Source organism: Streptomyces sp. NPDC001941, from assembly GCF_040296945.1.
Lineage (GTDB): Bacteria > Actinomycetota > Actinomycetes > Streptomycetales > Streptomycetaceae > Streptomyces.
Window position 1 is genome coordinate 37,930 of record NZ_JBEOYE010000067.1, and the last position, 14,679, is coordinate 52,608.

Annotated in this window: 13 protein-coding genes and 2 pseudogenes; 10 read left to right on the forward strand and 5 right to left on the reverse strand. The window is 73.6% G+C overall.

The genetic code is table 11. The annotated features are described in order from the left end of the window. Positions 1–335: 335 nt before the first annotated feature. Entirely contained in the window at positions 336–1,025 is a 690-nt protein-coding gene (locus ABT160_RS33465) for a TetR/AcrR family transcriptional regulator (RefSeq protein WP_351651709.1), read from the reverse strand. Positions 1,026–1,108: 83 nt separating this feature from the next. Here ABT160_RS33465 and ABT160_RS33470 point away from each other — a divergent pair, with 83 nt between their 5' ends. Beyond that, positions 1,109–1,720: a class I SAM-dependent methyltransferase gene (locus ABT160_RS33470; RefSeq protein ID WP_351651710.1), complete on the forward strand. Its 612-nt coding sequence runs from the start codon at positions 1,109–1,111 to the stop codon at positions 1,718–1,720. Positions 1,721–1,818: 98 nt separating this feature from the next. On the opposite strand, the gene ABT160_RS33475 is transcribed toward ABT160_RS33470, so the two are convergent. Then, a complete protein-coding gene (locus ABT160_RS33475) occupies positions 1,819–3,396 on the reverse strand; it encodes a hypothetical protein (RefSeq protein WP_351651711.1) in 1,578 nt (525 codons plus the stop codon). Between the two features lie 249 nt (positions 3,397–3,645). On the opposite strand from ABT160_RS33475, the gene ABT160_RS33480 reads away from it, so the two are divergent. Further along, positions 3,646–4,161, forward strand: coding sequence for a hypothetical protein (locus ABT160_RS33480; protein WP_351651712.1), 516 nt, complete (start codon positions 3,646–3,648; stop codon positions 4,159–4,161). A gap of 465 nt (positions 4,162–4,626) precedes the next feature. On the opposite strand, the gene ABT160_RS33485 is transcribed toward ABT160_RS33480, so the two are convergent. Continuing rightward, complete coding sequence (locus ABT160_RS33485; protein WP_351651713.1) at positions 4,627–5,136, reverse strand: RICIN domain-containing protein; 510 nt, start codon at positions 5,134–5,136, stop codon at positions 4,627–4,629. A 213-nt stretch (positions 5,137–5,349) separates the two neighbouring features. On the opposite strand from ABT160_RS33485, the gene ABT160_RS33490 reads away from it, so the two are divergent. The 3 genes from ABT160_RS33490 (at position 5,350) to ABT160_RS33500 (ending at position 8,012) form a co-directional block, all read left to right on the forward strand. After that, entirely contained in the window at positions 5,350–6,405 is a 1,056-nt protein-coding gene (locus ABT160_RS33490) for an ArsR/SmtB family transcription factor (protein WP_351651714.1), read from the forward strand. A 46-nt stretch (positions 6,406–6,451) separates the two neighbouring features. Continuing rightward, on the forward strand, positions 6,452–6,964 hold the full coding sequence (locus ABT160_RS33495; protein WP_351651715.1) for a DUF1877 family protein: 513 nt from the start codon (positions 6,452–6,454) through the stop codon (positions 6,962–6,964). Between the two features lie 316 nt (positions 6,965–7,280). Further along, positions 7,281–8,012: a hypothetical protein gene (locus ABT160_RS33500; protein ID WP_351651716.1), complete on the forward strand. Its 732-nt coding sequence runs from the start codon at positions 7,281–7,283 to the stop codon at positions 8,010–8,012. Between the two features lie 123 nt (positions 8,013–8,135). On the opposite strand, the gene ABT160_RS33505 is transcribed toward ABT160_RS33500, so the two are convergent. Beyond that, the gene (locus tag ABT160_RS33505; protein WP_351651722.1) at positions 8,136–9,041 is read right to left on the reverse strand and encodes an NADP-dependent oxidoreductase; all 906 of its coding nucleotides are present in this window, start codon (positions 9,039–9,041) and stop codon (positions 8,136–8,138) included. A gap of 263 nt (positions 9,042–9,304) precedes the next feature. Between ABT160_RS33505 and ABT160_RS33510 the strand changes: the two are divergent. The 3 genes and pseudogenes from ABT160_RS33510 to ABT160_RS33520 form a co-directional block, all read left to right on the forward strand. Then, a pseudogene (locus ABT160_RS33510) lies at positions 9,305–9,631 on the forward strand (carboxylesterase family protein); the annotation flags it as partial. Positions 9,632–9,743: 112 nt separating this feature from the next. Next, positions 9,744–10,853, forward strand: coding sequence for a carboxylesterase family protein (locus ABT160_RS33515; protein WP_351651717.1), 1,110 nt, complete (start codon positions 9,744–9,746; stop codon positions 10,851–10,853). A gap of 160 nt (positions 10,854–11,013) precedes the next feature. Then, a complete protein-coding gene (locus tag ABT160_RS33520) occupies positions 11,014–11,418 on the forward strand; it encodes a hypothetical protein (protein WP_351651718.1) in 405 nt (134 codons plus the stop codon). Between the two features lie 90 nt (positions 11,419–11,508). On the opposite strand, the gene ABT160_RS33525 is transcribed toward ABT160_RS33520, so the two are convergent. Beyond that, positions 11,509–12,297, reverse strand: coding sequence for a mannose-binding protein (locus ABT160_RS33525; protein ID WP_351651719.1), 789 nt, complete (start codon positions 12,295–12,297; stop codon positions 11,509–11,511). A gap of 767 nt (positions 12,298–13,064) precedes the next feature. On the opposite strand from ABT160_RS33525, the gene ABT160_RS33530 reads away from it, so the two are divergent. Next, positions 13,065–13,844: a type VII secretion system-associated protein gene (locus ABT160_RS33530; protein ID WP_351651723.1), complete on the forward strand. Its 780-nt coding sequence runs from the start codon at positions 13,065–13,067 to the stop codon at positions 13,842–13,844. After that, positions 13,841–14,679 (forward strand): annotated as a pseudogene (locus ABT160_RS33535) (hypothetical protein); the annotation flags it as partial. The gene ABT160_RS33530 and the pseudogene ABT160_RS33535, both read left to right, overlap by 4 nt.

Consider the following 14,679-nt stretch of genomic DNA (forward strand, 5'->3'; position numbering starts at 1 on the left):
CGGGGGGGCCCGGGGCTTCAGCGGGCCTACAAACCCGGGCCCCCCGGACCCCGGCGCCCCCCGCCGGGACGACTGCGCCGCCCCCCCCCCCCCCCGGCCGCCGCCCCCCGGGCCCCGGGGGCACGGCGCCCTGGGGCTGGAGGAATGGCGGGCGATCGACCGCGCGGAGCGGGCGGAGGGCGAGGCCCAGGGGCGTCCCCGCGTCAAGCTCACGGACCTCCCGTCCCTGCGCCGCGCGGCAGCAGGAGCCGCTTCCCAAGGACGCGGCTGACGGCCGCCGCAGCCCGGACGGGGTGCGGTCCGGGCCGCCGCGGCCCGGGCGGCGAGCAGTCCGGTCAGCTCCGCTCCAGGTCCGACACGCGCTGCTGCGGCGACAGTTCCACGCCCAGGTCGCGGAGCGTCGCGTCCAGGACCGCCCAGACCGAGCGGCACAGCATCGCCCGCAACTCCTCCGCCGACTGCTCGCGCCGGTCGTCGTGCACCCACTGGTTGACCACGGTGTCCACGAAGCCCACGATGCCGATCGCGACCGAGAGGATCGGCGCCTGCGGCACCCCGAGCGCCTTGAGCACGTCCCCGAACCGCTCGTTCAGCATCAGGGCGATGGCCGTCTTGGTGTCCGCCACCAGCGAGCCGTCACCCATCCCGTGCTCGGCGACCCCCATGTAGGCGTACAGGCGCGGGTGTTGGGACACCCAGTCCAGGTGCGCGCCCACCGCCCGGTGCACGGCCTCCTCGACCGTCCCCTCGAAGGTGAGGGCGGGTTCCATCCGCCGCAGGAACGACTCCACCACACGCCTGCGGATCAGCTCGTCCAGCGTGGCGCGGTCCTTGAAGTGCCGGTAGAGCACCGAGCGCGGCAGCCCCACCCGCTCCGCCAGCCGCTGCACGCGGAAGCGCGTGCCCTCCTCCTCGATGAGCGCGACGGCGGCGTCCACCAACTCGAGCTGACGCTGCGCCTTGTGCTCGTCCCACCGGGTGGAGCGTCCGTCGGTCTGCGGCTCTCCGCCGGTTCTGTCCGCCACCTGACCAGGGTATCCGACCAGCTCCGCGCGCCCGGCGGCCCTGGTGTCGGCCGCGGCGCCCCCGACGATCTACAGTCGGCCCCATGAGCCGATGGCAGGAACTGACCGGGGGAACGTCCGGGGACGAGTACGCGGCGCGCTTCGAGGCGCTGGCCCGCAGCGGGAAGGACATGCACGGCGAGGCGGCGTTCTGCGCGGCCCTGGTGGAGCCCGGCGCCCGGGTGCTCGACGCCGGGTGCGGCACCGGGCGCGTCATGCTCCGGCTGGCCGAACTCGGCTACGACTGCGTCGGCGTCGACCTGGACTCCTCGATGCTGGAAGTGGCGCGGGAGCGGGCGCCCCGGCTGCCCTGGTTCCAGGCCGACCTGGCCGCGTTCGACCCGGCCGTGCTCGGCGTCGCCGCGGACTTCGACCTCGTCGTCGCCGCCGGGAACGTCATGCCGCTCGTCGCGCCCGGCACCGAGGCCGAGGTGCTCAAACGCCTGACGGCGGCGCTGCGCCCCGGCGGGCTGCTGGTCGCCGGCTTCGGCCTGGACGCGGCCCACCTGCCCGTGCCCCCGGCCCTCACCCTGGAGGAGTACGACACCCACTGCGCCGCCGCCGGCCTCACCCTCCTCGACCGCTTCGCCACCTGGGACGCGGCGCCCTACACCGGCGGCGGCTACGCCGTCAGCGTCCACCGCCGCGACGCCTGATCCGCGCTTCGCCGCAGCCGGCCGTCACGTCGGCGCGGCGCTCGGTTCCGCGGCTTGCACCACCAGCACCAGCCCCGGCGTCGCGACCACCGCAGCCCTCACGCGCGGGCGCTCGCCCTGACGTGCACCGGCAGGTTGGTCCACCAAGCGGCGAGCGCTGAGAGCGGACCTGATCCCTCGGTGGCGAAGTGCCGCAGGATCTCGGCCTCGCCCGCCATCGCCATCCCGTAGACGAGACGCTTCAGCTCGGCGTCCTGGAAGCGGCGCCCGGTCGCGTGGTGGCGCAGCAGTTGGTGCCAGTAGTGCTGCGAACTGAGGCCCTCCACATGACCGATCGCGTGGATGGCGGCCCGTACCACCGAGTCCGGCAGCCCCCGGGCGACGGTGAGCCCCATGACGGCCTCCCGTTGCCGCGGGCCGCCCAGGACGCGCAGGCACTGCAACAGCGGAATCGTGCGCTCCGCGGCGGCCAGGGTGGCCGACGACCGCAGCTCGGCGGCTACGGAAGCGGCGACGGCTTCACGGTACGGGCTGGCGCGCAGCAGCATCGCGGAGTAGAGGCGTACGTCGGGCACGGGGTGGTGCAGCACCTCGTCCACCAGGTTGGCGAGTACCGCGTCCGGTCCCGCATGGGCGGCGGGCAGCGCGGGGACGCGGCTGAGCACGCGTGCGAGGACGACGCGTCCCGCACCTGGTTCCACCAGTCGGCCGTGGCGCACCACTTCCTGGACACCGGCGTGCGCCGTGGTGCGGCGCGTGAACGCGGTGCGCTCCCGCTGGGAGAGGGGCAGGGAGCCGATCAGCGCACCGACGAGTTCCGCGATCTCTGGCGCCATCGCCGACTCGTGGACCAGACCCGCCACGGCGCGGGCCACGGTGGTGGCCTCCTCCGGGCGGAAGTGCCCCCCGCGAAGCTTGCGGACGCTCGCCAGCAGCGCGCCGAGGTGGGCGTCCCCGTTGGTGGGCCGAAGCAGCTGGCGCAGGACGGTGGCTGTCGCGGCGGGCCGGTCGCTTCCGTCCAGGAGGCAGACCACCTCGATCAGCCCCGCCTGGTACGGGTCGCGTGCCGCGTCCGCGCACAGGGAGATGATGTCCTCGGCCCAGTGCCCGTGCGCCAGGAGTCTGCTGAGGGCCTCGAAGCGCTGCATCCAGGGGAGGCCGCTCGACGCGATGGTCTCGTCGAGGAGCCGTTCGCAGAGGGCGGTCCGTGAAGCGCTCGGCGTGACGCGGTAGCCCTCGGTGGTGAGGCGCGAGGTCAGCTCGTCCCACTCGACGCCGGTGACGACGTCCTCGCCCAGGACCCGGTCCAGCAACTCGTCCAGGCGCCGGTGCGCCGCGTCGTCGTCCTCGGTGGGGGGACGGCCCAGCGGGGGCCCGGCGACGGGGCGGCCGCCGTGGTAGCGCAGATGCGTCTCGATCACCGACACGAGGCTGTGAGAGGGCAGGCCGAGTACCTCCTCGTAGCGCCGAACGACGGTGAAGGGAAGGGGCAGCAGGCCGTTCTCCCACCGCGAGACGGTGCTCGCGTTCACGGGGCGGGGACCGTCGCCGACCAGGAGGGCGAAGGAGCGGACGGAGCGCAGACGCGGATCGGTGCGCGCGCACCGGCTGGCCCGCAACAGCCAGCCCGCGGCGCGCGCGGCACTCACGAGGGGGGAGACGCTGTCCATTTCCATGACGCACACATCCGAACGCATCGGAACATTGCGGCCTGCGTTTCCAGGTTCTCCCCGAACCGCCACCGCCGCACGGCGCCTTCAGGCCATCGTGGCGTGGCTGCTTTTCGGCCGCCCCCGTTACCGATGCGGCCGCGTCGGCAGGCCGTTGCGTGCTGCCGGGCACGCCGCAACGCCCGGCCCGCTCCTTCCGCCAGGTGCCTATAACGAAGTCCGGCGCACTCGCGCCCCGACTCCGGGAGGCTCCGCATGCCCCTGCGCAACCCGACCGCCCCTGCCACCCCCCGACGGCGTGCGGCCGTCGTGCTGGTGTCGCTGGTGCTCGCTCTCGCGGCCATGGTCTCCACTGGCCCCTCCGCCTTCGCGGCCGGGGACGGGGATCCGCGCCAGAGCGGGTGCGACGCCTCTGGCATCAACCTGACGACCGCTCAGATGCCGGGCGGCGAGTTCACGATCCGCGACCCCGCCAACGGCGCCGTGGCGGGACACGGCTACCTCCGCTACTCCACCTCGTGCCAGAGCGAGTGGGTGAAGGTGACGTACAACACGGGGTACCTGCCGGACCAGGCGTCCTTGTGGCTGCAGAACCAGAGCGGTACCGACCTCTACAACTCCGGTTACGCTCCGTGGGGCGGCACCATCTGGACCTGGATGTACCGCAACATGCGCACGCGTGTCGGCTGCGGTGGAGTACGGATGTACCGCGCGACCCAGGGCGGAGGCTACGGGTCGTACCTCGGGTGGTTCTACTTCGGTTGCGCCTGAGGGACGTCGGCGGCCGGTCCCTGGTGAGGCCCGGCCGCTTCTCCACGACGTCCGGGTCCGCGCAGCACCTGCGCGTGGACCCGGGCGCACGTCTTGCTGAGGGTGACGCCACTGACCCGGGGTCTCGCCGTCACCACACCCGGGAGGGGCGCCGACGGCCGGGCCGGACCTGCGGGTACCGGCTCGGCGCGTGGGCCCGCTGTACTGCGCTTCCTCGTCGACATCGGCATCGGGAACGGCGAGGAGCGGGCCAACCCCCCTGGCACGATCTGCGGACCGACTCGCCGACGCGGGTTCCCTCCCGTCGACCGCTGTGGTCACCGGTCACCACGCGGGACGGCTCGGCCGTGGTGGCGTGGAACTCCATCCCCATCGGCTGACCCGACGGCCGCACCCGCACCCAGCGGAAGGGTCCCGCCCCCGAACAGGGCAGCGGGACCCATCCGCGACTCTTCGCTATACGCCTCAGCGTGCCCAGACCTGAGTGGCGGCGCCGGTGCAGACGGTCTGGCGGACCTCGCGGCGGCTGCCGGAAGGGGCGCCGCCGTCGTCAAGGCACAGGCCGCTCGCGGTGTTCTTCACCAGGACGGAGTTGCCGCCCAGTTCGACGAACTCCCATCGCTGCTGGGAGACGTTGTCGCAGGGGCGCTGGACGATGGTGCTGCCGGGCGTGGAACTGAACACCTGGAGACACTTGTTGGAGTGCGTCGCCCTCATCAGCGAGGTCGGGTCGTCCACCTGGAAGGCCAGCGAGAAGCGCTGGTGGGACTTGCCGTTGCAGCTGAACTGCTGGAGCACGGCGTTGTCCGCCGTCGAACCCGCCTGAATGTCCAGGCACTTGCCGGTGGCGGCGTTGCGGAAGGTGTACTGGCCCGACACCCCGGCGTGGGCGGGCCCGGCCAGGACGGCGGTGGCGGTGAGGGCGGCGGAGGCGGCCACCCCGGCGCGTACGACGAACGAACTGCGCGGCTTCATGTTGCTGCTCCATCTCATGGGATCGGTCTCGTGGGATCGGTGCGGACGGGGGAGATGCCCCCGTCGCCGGGCAACTCTCGCGCCCCCGGGCGCCGCCCCTCAAAGCCCTTCGAGCTCCGTCGAATCCAGACATTTCGCTGACCGGTGCGGGACTTCCGGCCAAGGGATCTTCGGAGCGCACCGTTCCGCCGGGGCCCGCCCTAGCGTGATCGTGTGCTGCGCATCCACTTCACCGCCGAGGACCTGACCCGCGTCCGCGTCGCGCCGCGTCCGGACCCGCTCGCCGAGACGATCCTGAGCCTGCCCCTGCTCCAGACGGCGCGTCCGGGGCGGCCCGGCGACACCGCGCTCGGCGGCTGGCGCGAGCGCACCCGGCGCGGGGTGCGCCCGGAGATGCGGGTCCTGCTCGAACTGTCGCCGGCGGGACACGGGGAGTACGTACCCGAGGCGTTCACGCACGCGGCGACGCCCACGCTCGACGACAGCCTGGACGCCACCTGGTCGCTGCCCCGGCCGCAGTGGCGGGCGGACTGGGGGGCGACGCAGTTGCTGCGGCCGCGCGTGCCGCGCTGGATCCACGCCCTGCACCAGGGCGACCGGACGTGGTCGGCGCTGGTGGGAAGGCAGTTGAGCGCCTACCACGCGCTGGCGGTGGCACCGTACTGGGCGCAGCTGGTGGCGGCGGCGCATTCCGAGCGGACCCGGCAGGCGCTGACGGCCGTGGACGCGGGCGTGGAGGGTCTGCTGGCGGGACTGCACCCGGAGGTCACGTGGCGCCCCGACGCCCTGTCGGTGCCGTGCGACATGGACGCGGACATCGAACTCGGCGGCCGGGGAGTGCTGTTGGTACCCACGTTCTTCTGCGCACGTCCACTGGCACTCGTGGACAACGCGGACCCGGACCGGCCGCTGGTGCTGCGCTACCCGCTGGCGGGCTCGCTCCTGGAACGGGCGGCGGTCATGACGTCGAGCACCGGGGCCACCGGCGCGGGTCTGACGGCGCTGCTCGGCGCCACCCGGGCGCGGACCCTGCGCGCGGCGATCAGCCCGGCGGGCACGGCCGAACTGGCGCGCCGCACGGGCACGTCGGCGGCGACGGCGAGCCATCACGCGTCGGTACTGCGCGCGGCGGGTCTGCTGACCACGCGCCGCAGCGGCCCGGGCGTGGTGCACGCCCTGACACCGCTGGGGTGCGCATTGCTGGACGGGGGCCCGCCGGAGGGGACCGCGTCGGGCGAGGCCCCGGCGGGCGGGGGCGTGACCCGATGACGTGGGGGTGCCGAGGCGGAGGCGGGTACCTGCCAGACTGCCGCCCATGGCCCTGACCCAGAACCTCGCGCGCGTGAGCCCTGCGTACCTGGCCCGGTGCCGTCAGGCCGCTGAGGAGTCGCCCAGTGGCGACCCCCGGTGGGATCCGCCGGACGAGGACGTCCTCGATCTGGACTGGGCGATGTGGGGCCTGATCAGGCTCTTCCGTTGGGCTCGCATCGACCCGGCGCACATCGAAGCTCTGGAACGGAGCATCCACGGGGATGCCGCCGGCGTCGCTTTCCTTGATCATTTGGAGTTCTATGACCGTATGGACACCCCTCCCGCTCTCGTGCGACCCCGGGACGTGGGCGAGATCGCCGGCCTGCTCGATGCCATCGACTGGAACACGGCCCTGGCGCTCTTCCCCGAGGACCCCGTCCTGGCGGCCCAGGTCTCCGGCCTGGACGGGTTCGCGGGAAACCTCCCGGCCTACCTCACCGAGCACTTCGAGGCGCTTCGGGCCTTCTACCGCTTGGCGTCTGAGCGTCGCCTGGCGGTGGTGACCTGGGTCGACTGACGTTCGATCTCCTGGCCAGGGGTCGTTTCGTCGAAGCGGTGACCGATTCTCGCGCCTCCGCGTCGAGCACGCTTCCTTTCCGGTGGGCGAGGGGCAATAGCGTGTCCTTGAACGGTGGGGGAGACCGCGGAAGGGCGGGGCCGCAGTGGGTTCGGTGCGCGTGACAGCGAGGGCAGTGAAGCGTGTGGCGGGTGCTCTCGCGGCAGGTGCGGTAGCTGTGGGCGCCTTGGCCGGGTGCGGGAGGGAAGCCTCCACCGGACCGGTGCGGCCAGCGGCGGACGCCCTTGGTCCGGGAGCCGCGGTACCGGCTGCCGTGGTGGGTGATCCGGACAATCCCGCGACGTGGAAGCTGCCGATCGAGACGTACATGCTGACGGCGCAGCAGGAGCGCACGATCGAGGGCATACGCGATGAACTGATCGACGCGTGCATGGCCCGGAACGGCTTCGCGAGCTGGAAGCCGCCCCCCAGCCTGCCGGCGCTGAGCGGCAAGAGCCTGGTGGACCGCCGGTACGGGATCCACGACGCCGCCCTGGCGGCCCGGCGCGGCTACCGGCCGGACGTTGGTGAACAGAAGGCGTACGACGAGGCCATGCTCGAAGGCGCCGTCGACAGAACGGGCGCGGACCCGCAGACCGAGGAGAGCTGCACTCTGGGTGCGGGTAGTTCGGCTCCGATGGACGCGCCCTCCCCGCTGGTGGAGAAGATCAGCAGGGAGTCCTTCCAGGCCGCGGCCGCGGATCCCAGGGTGAAGGCGGTGCTCGCCGAGTGGTCCGCCTGCATGAAGGGCAAGGGGCATACGTACGCGAAGCCGAAGGACGCCCAGGACGACCTCCGGTTCAACAATCGCGACACCGTGACGGCCCTGGAGATCGCGACCGCCACGGCCGACGTCGCCTGCCGGAACGAGCACCAGGTCACCAGGACGTGGTTCGACGTGGAGGCCCGGCTCCAGCAGAAGGCGATCCGGGCCCACCAGGCGGATCTGGAGCAGGTGAAGGCGAGCAATCAGGCCGCGGTGGCACAAGCCCAGACCATGAGCAAATGACGACTGGGCGAGACCTTCATGCCCCGTCCCTCCTGATCGACACAGGACGAGCAACACCTCGTACGGGCCGCCGTGGCACGCGCGCCGGACGTTGTCGGGCCGCGTCTGGTCCGGCAGGCGGGGTCAGAGCGTGACCACGATCTTTCCCCGGACGTGTCCGCCCTCGGAGTGGGCGTGTGCCTTCGCGATCTGCTCCAGGGGGTAGGTCGCTTCGACGTGCGGCGTGTAGCGGCCCTGGGCGCCGAGAGCGCCCGCTTCGGCGAGGAGCGTGGAGTCGTTGACCGCGTTGACCACCCGCACGCCCAGGCGCTGTGCGTTCGCGTGGTCGGCGACCGTCACCACGCGGTCCGGGCCGCCCGCGATCTCGACCAGGTCCGCCAGGGAGCCGGACGCGGCGGCGTCGAGGACGAGGTCGACCCCGTTCGGGGCCAGACCGGACAGGCGTCCCGCCAAGCCCGCGCCGTAGGTGACCGGCAGGGCGCCGAGCGAGGTGAGGTACGCGTGGTTGCGCTCACTGGCGGTCCCGATCACGGTGGCCCCCAGCGCGCGGGCGATCTCGACCGCCGCGCCGCCGACTCCTCCGGCCGCCCCCTCGACCAGCAGGGTGCGCCCCTCCAGCGGGCCGAGTGCCTTGAGTCCGCCCAGTGCTGTCACGGAAGCCAGGCCGGCCGCGGCGGCCTCCGCGTCGCTCCAGTCGGCGGGGGCGGGAGCCCACGCGGTGAGCACCGCGAGCTCGGCCGTCGCGCCCGTCACCCCGCCCAGGCCGAAGACGCGGTCTCCGACGCCGACCGAGCCGACCCCCTCGCCGACCTGGTCCACCAGGCCGACGACGTCGCGTCCCGGGATCGCGGGCAGCTCGACCGGGAGGAGGTCGCGCAGCGAGCCGTTGCGTACCTTCCAGTCGATGGGATTGACGCTCGCCGCCGTGACACGGACGCGGATCTCTCCGGGGCCGGGCAGCGGATCCGGGGCCTGTTCGACGACGAGGGTGTCCGTACCGCCGTACTCGTGGAAGCGGGCTGCGCGCATCATGACCTGCCTTGTTCGTCCGGATGGCTTGGTGTGCCGTGACGTCGTCGACGTTAAGACCTGACGTTGACGTGAGGGGCAAGTCAGGGCTCCACTCGGAGGGAAAGACGACCCGTCCGGGGTGAGCGTGGCGGCGTTGCACCGCGTGTCCTCCGGCACGGTGTCGAGGCCGCGTCGCGCGCCGGCGGGCACCGTGCGCGACCGCCCGGAAGGTGTGACGATCGCCGGGGGATCGTCGTACGCGAGGAAGGCCGGATGGTGTCATGACCGACAAGCTCTTGGCCGAGACCACCGCGGGACCGGTACGCGGTGGCGAGCTGTCCGACGGTACCCGGACGTACGCCGGGATCCCCTTCGCGGCGCCCCCGGTGGGCGACCTGCGGTTCCAGCCGCCGCAGCCGCCCGAGCCCTGGCGCGAGGTACGGCCGGCCCGGGAGTTCGCCGCCGCTCCCGCCCAGGGGGCGTCCGGCCTGGCACCGGCGGACGGCGGGAAGTCCAGCTTTCCCAGCTTCCCCACGGCATCGATCACCAAGACCTCCGAGGACTGCCTCTACCTCAACGTGTGGACCCCCGGCTCCGCGACGCCGAGCGCTCCCCGCCCGGTGATCCTGTGGATCTACGGCGGGGGGTTCGAGGCCGGCTCGGCCGCGCCCCCCGTACAGCGACGGCCAGGCCCTGGCCCGGGGGACCGGCGCGGTCGTCGTGGCCGCCAACTACCGTCTCGGCGCGTTCGGGTTCCTGCACCTCGCCGATTACGGCGGCCGGTGGGCCCGCAGCACCAACCTCGCCCAGCAGGACCAGATCGCGGCCCTGCGCTGGGTCCACGAGAACATCGCCGCCTTCGGGGGAGACCCGGGAAACGTCACCCTCGCGGGCCAGTCCGCGGGCGCGTTCTCCATCGGAGCCCTGCTGGGCGCCCCCGCGGCCGCCGGGCTGTTCCACAAGGCGATCCTGCAGAGCGGCAGCACCTCCCGGATCACCGACCGCGCGACCGCGGCCTCCGTGGCACGCGACCTGCTCGACGCGCTGGGGATCGAGGACCCCGACGGCCTGGCGACGGTCCCGACCCGGAAGATCCTGGACGCCCAGGGCGGCGTGGTCTCCGGCGACATCGGCGCGCGCAACCTGCCCGGCGGCCGGGCCTGGGCGACCGTGCTCGACGGCGACGTCCTGCCACGCGACCCGCAGCAGGCCGTGGAATCAGGCGCCCTCGCCGACGTCCCCCTGCTGATCGGCGCCACCCGGGACGAGGTGCGCGTGTTCCAGCTGCTGGCCGGCGACGCGTACCGCCCGGCCGACGACGAAGCGCTCCACACCGACATGCGGCGCATCGGCGCCACCGATCCGGCCGCGCTCCTCGACGCCTACCGCGAGCGCACCCGGCTGACGGACCTGGCCGACCTGCGCACCGCGTTCCTGAGCGACGCCGTCTACCGGGTCCCGGCCACCCGCCTCGCGCGGGCCCAGACCGCCGCGGGCGGGCGCGCCCACCACTACCTGCTGTGCGAAGAACCGTGCGGCCCGGACATGGGCGCCTTCCACGGCAGCGACCTGCTCTACGTCTTCGACAAACTCGCCGAGGTGGACGCCGCCACCCCCGAGCGCCTGGCCGTGCGCGACCAACTGGTCGGTGCGTGGCGGGCCTTCACCGAGACGGGGGACCCCGGGTGGCCGCGCTACGACGGGGACGCCCCGGACACCTCCCGCGCGATCGGGGGCGATGGGGGTGCCACGTACAGGATGACGAGTGAACCTCCCGCCGACGACGTCACGACACTGTGGCCCGCGCCCCCACCGCCGCTCCAGCCGTAGGCCGCGCGCCCGCTGCTCCGAGTCCGTGGCATCGAGCACGGCGGCACACACATCGGCGCCCCCCGGATGGCCCACGGAGGCGGGCGTCGGCGGGCGGACGCGTTCCACAGGGCCTAGCGTCGAGAAACCGGGTCCGGTGTCGCATCCCCTGGAGTGGAGCATGAAGTCCTGGCGTCGTGCCACCGCCGCATCGGCCGTCGTGGTCCTGTGCGGCGTCTTCGCAGGTGAGGCCGGGGCCGCGGGGGTACCCGAACCCGCGGTCGCCGTGGGGACGAACGGAGCCGGGGCACCGATCAGCACCGTATCGGCGCTCGCTCCCGCGCCTCAGCTGGAGCTGGCCCGCCCGGCCGCGACGGCGCCCCAGCAGGTGAGCGGAACGGTCTGCTGGAAGGGGCGCGCGACCGGGGAGCGGGAGTTCTCGATGACGTGCACCGGGGACGTCTACCGCGTCTACGTCGAGTGCGGCGACGGCTTCCACATCTTCCCCAAGGGCGACGAGGGGCAGTGGGACTGGACGCTGACGTGCCCGCAGGGCACGAGCGTCAAGGGCGGCGGCAACTGGTAGGGAGTCGGGGCGGTACGGCGTGAACTCGGCGACCGCCACCATCCGGCTGAGCGCGGGTCACGTGGTCATGCCTTTAGGAGGGGGAGGATGTCAAGTCGACCATATGACCTGGCCGTTGTGGATGATGACGACCTTGCCGTCGGGGCGCAGCACCAGTCGGGCACCCTCGTGGCCGTGCGTCCGTGACGCCCAGATGGGGCGGTCGTCGCCGTTGTGGATGACGAGGTTGCCGTCCTGCTGGAAGATCGCCCGGTGGTTCTGGCCGAAGGTCATGGCGGCCCACCGGGGATTCCCGTTCTCGTCGTATACGACCAGGTTGCCGTCGGTCTGCATCACCAGGCGGATGCGGTTGGTGGTCCACGCCTGGTTGACCTCGAGGACGCTGGGCGCCGAGACCGACGTCTCGCTCCACTTCGGCTTCGGCGCCGCCTTGGGCGCCGCCTTGGGCTTCGGTGTCGCCTTCCTCTCGGCCGGGCGGCTCGGCGAGGCTTCCCGCGTGGGCGGGGCCGGCTTGGTGACCGGCTTCGGGGGAGCGGAGGGCGTCACGTTGCTCGGCGACGGGCTGGGCGTGGCGGCCACGTAGTCGTCGACGGCGGCGGGCGCCGTGGCCCCCGGGTCGAGGACGGTGTCGGCCCCGACCGCGGCGGAGCGCCTGCCGTCGTCCCCGGGCCCCTGGTCGCGGCCGCTCCCGATCATGATGAGGGGGACGGCTACCAGGACCGCGCCGAGGACCGCGGCACCCGCGAGGACCGGCTTGCGGGGGCGCCCGCCGTGGGTGGCGGTCGCGGTGCTGACCTCCGGGGGCGTCGCCACCGCCACGGCGGCCTGGGTGGCGGGTTCCGGCTCCGGTGCGGCGGTCGTGCTCTCGCCGGGTGCCACGGCGGCTGGTGCGGCGGCCTGCGTCGCGGTGGACGGCTCCGGAGCCGTGGCGGACGCCTTCGGGACCTCGGCGGACGCTTCCGTGACTTCAGCGGACGCCTCGGGTGCTGCGGCCGATGACGGCTCGTCAGTCCCCTTTTCCGCCTTCGGTTTTTCCTCCGCCTCAGCCCGCTGTGGTTCGGTGACGGGAGCGGGAGCCGTGGGCGGTGCGGAAGCGCTCTCCGTCGAACCGGCCGGTTCCGTCTCGGTGTTCGCACCTCGCGGAGCGTGCTCGGGAGCCATGCGGTCGTCCTCCTCGGGGGCGGGACTGGCAGGGACGGGTGCACTGCGCCTGCGCGGTAGCACGCGGTGTGGACGTGCGGGTCCCGCGCGCGGCGCCTGAGGCGGGGCAGGCACCCTCGACCGAGCGGCGCGCCACGACGAACCGGCGAACCGGGGAACTCGCGTACGTCGTCGCCGACTCGGACCGTTTCGTCGGCCAACCTATCCCGCCGCGGCGATCCAGAGTGCGTCCTCCACTCCTCGTACACATCGGTTTGTCCGGACGCGCCTCACTGATCCGGGTAAGTTCCCGCAACCGGGCAGGTTACGGGCACACCAACAGGCCATACGGGCCCGGCCCGGGCCCCCACGAGCGCGGTGCGTGTGGCATCCTGTTGGCTCCCCGATCCGACCGGACGCCCGCGCACGCGAAACCGATACCCGCGCTCGTGCGACGCCGGTGCGACACCCGAGAGACCCGTACGGACCGAAGAGTTCAGGTGGAGATGCGGCCCGGAGAACGGCAAGAGGCCCACCAGGGCGACGCGTCCGTGCTGCCCGTGGCACCTGCCGACGCGCCGGTGCCACCGTCGCCCGCCGAAGACCCCGTCGCAGGTGCCGAACCACCGGCACCGATACCCGAGGCCGTACGGCTCGCCGCCCGCCGGGCACCGGGCCACTGGATCGGCATGGCCGACCCGGAGTTCACCGGGGACGACACCCCGCCGGAGTGGGCGGTGCTGGGGGAGTGGCGCTCCGAGGAGGGCGGCGACGTGGGCGAGTACCGCCCCAACCCCGCCTACCGTCCCTCGCCGCGCGTCCTCGGCTGGCCGGAGCCCACCGACCCCGTCGACGCCGCGGCACAGCGGGCGGCCACGGGCTACGGCACGGTGGGGGCGGCGCTCGCGGCGCTCGCCGAGGCCGACGTCACGGTGGTGCGCGGGCCGGACGGAAGCCCGTTGACCGCGCCGGGCCGTGACGGGGACCCGGTTGTCCTGGTGTTCACTTCGCCCGCCCACGCGTTCATGTCCTCGGCACTTCACCATGACACGCTTCCTGCCCGTGAACTGGCCCGTTCACAGGTGGGTACGGAGACGATGCTGCTGGTCAACGCCGCTGCGGCGGCACCGTTGTTCATCCCCGCCGACAGCCTTCGGCAGCCCGCCGGGGCGGCGACGACCAAGGCAGCGGCGCCCGAAGCCGTGGATGGCACCCTCGCGACGCCGCCACCCGGCACCGGCCCCTCCACACCCTGGCCCCACACCACAGGGAGGACCACCCCGTGACGCGTTCCACCCCCCAGCCCGACGGCTCGCCCCCGCGCGCCGAGAGCGCTCCCGACCAGGAGGCCCCGGCGACGGGGTCCGGCCCCACGGCGGCCGGTTCCACCGGATCCCAGGCCGGTAGCGCCCCGGCTGCGGAGGCCGGGGCGACGGTCCGGGCCGGTACGACGGGCCAGAGCGAGCCGGACGGGGAGCCCGCACCGACCGGGGCATCCGGGGTGTCCGGGGCGAAGTGCGAGGCGCCCGGCGCGGACAACGAAGCGCCCGAGGCGACGAACGAAGCGCCCGGTGGGGACAACGAAGCGCCCGAAGAGAGCGCGAAGCCCCGACCCGCCGTGTCCGGCGCCGCTGCCGACCCCGGAGCAGACCCCACCAGAGCGCCCGCGCCCGCGCCCACGTCCACATCCGCACCCGACTCCGAGGCCGACCCGGACCCCGACTCCGGTTCCGCCGCCGTCGCCCAGAGCCGGCTCCCCGCGCTCGTACGCACCATGACCGCCACCGCCATCGGCAAGCCGCAGGAGGACGGTCCGGTGGGCCGCCCCGGCAAGGCGGCGCTCGCGGGCGCGGCGGTGGCCGGGGCGCTGCTGGTCTCCGTACCCTTCCTCGTGCTCGCGGGGCAGGACGACGACGACCCCGACCGTGCTTCGACCGCGGTGGCCGGGACCGTGCTGGACGGGGGTGGCCAGGAGGCGCCCGGGGAGTTCGGCGTGACCCCGCCCCTGACGCCCTCCCCGAGCCCGAGCGGCAGCCGTCCGGCGCCCCTGGCGAAGCCGGTCCCGAACGCGCCCGCGCAGGCCGCGCCCTCGTCGCCGTCCGCCGTGCCGCACAAGACCGC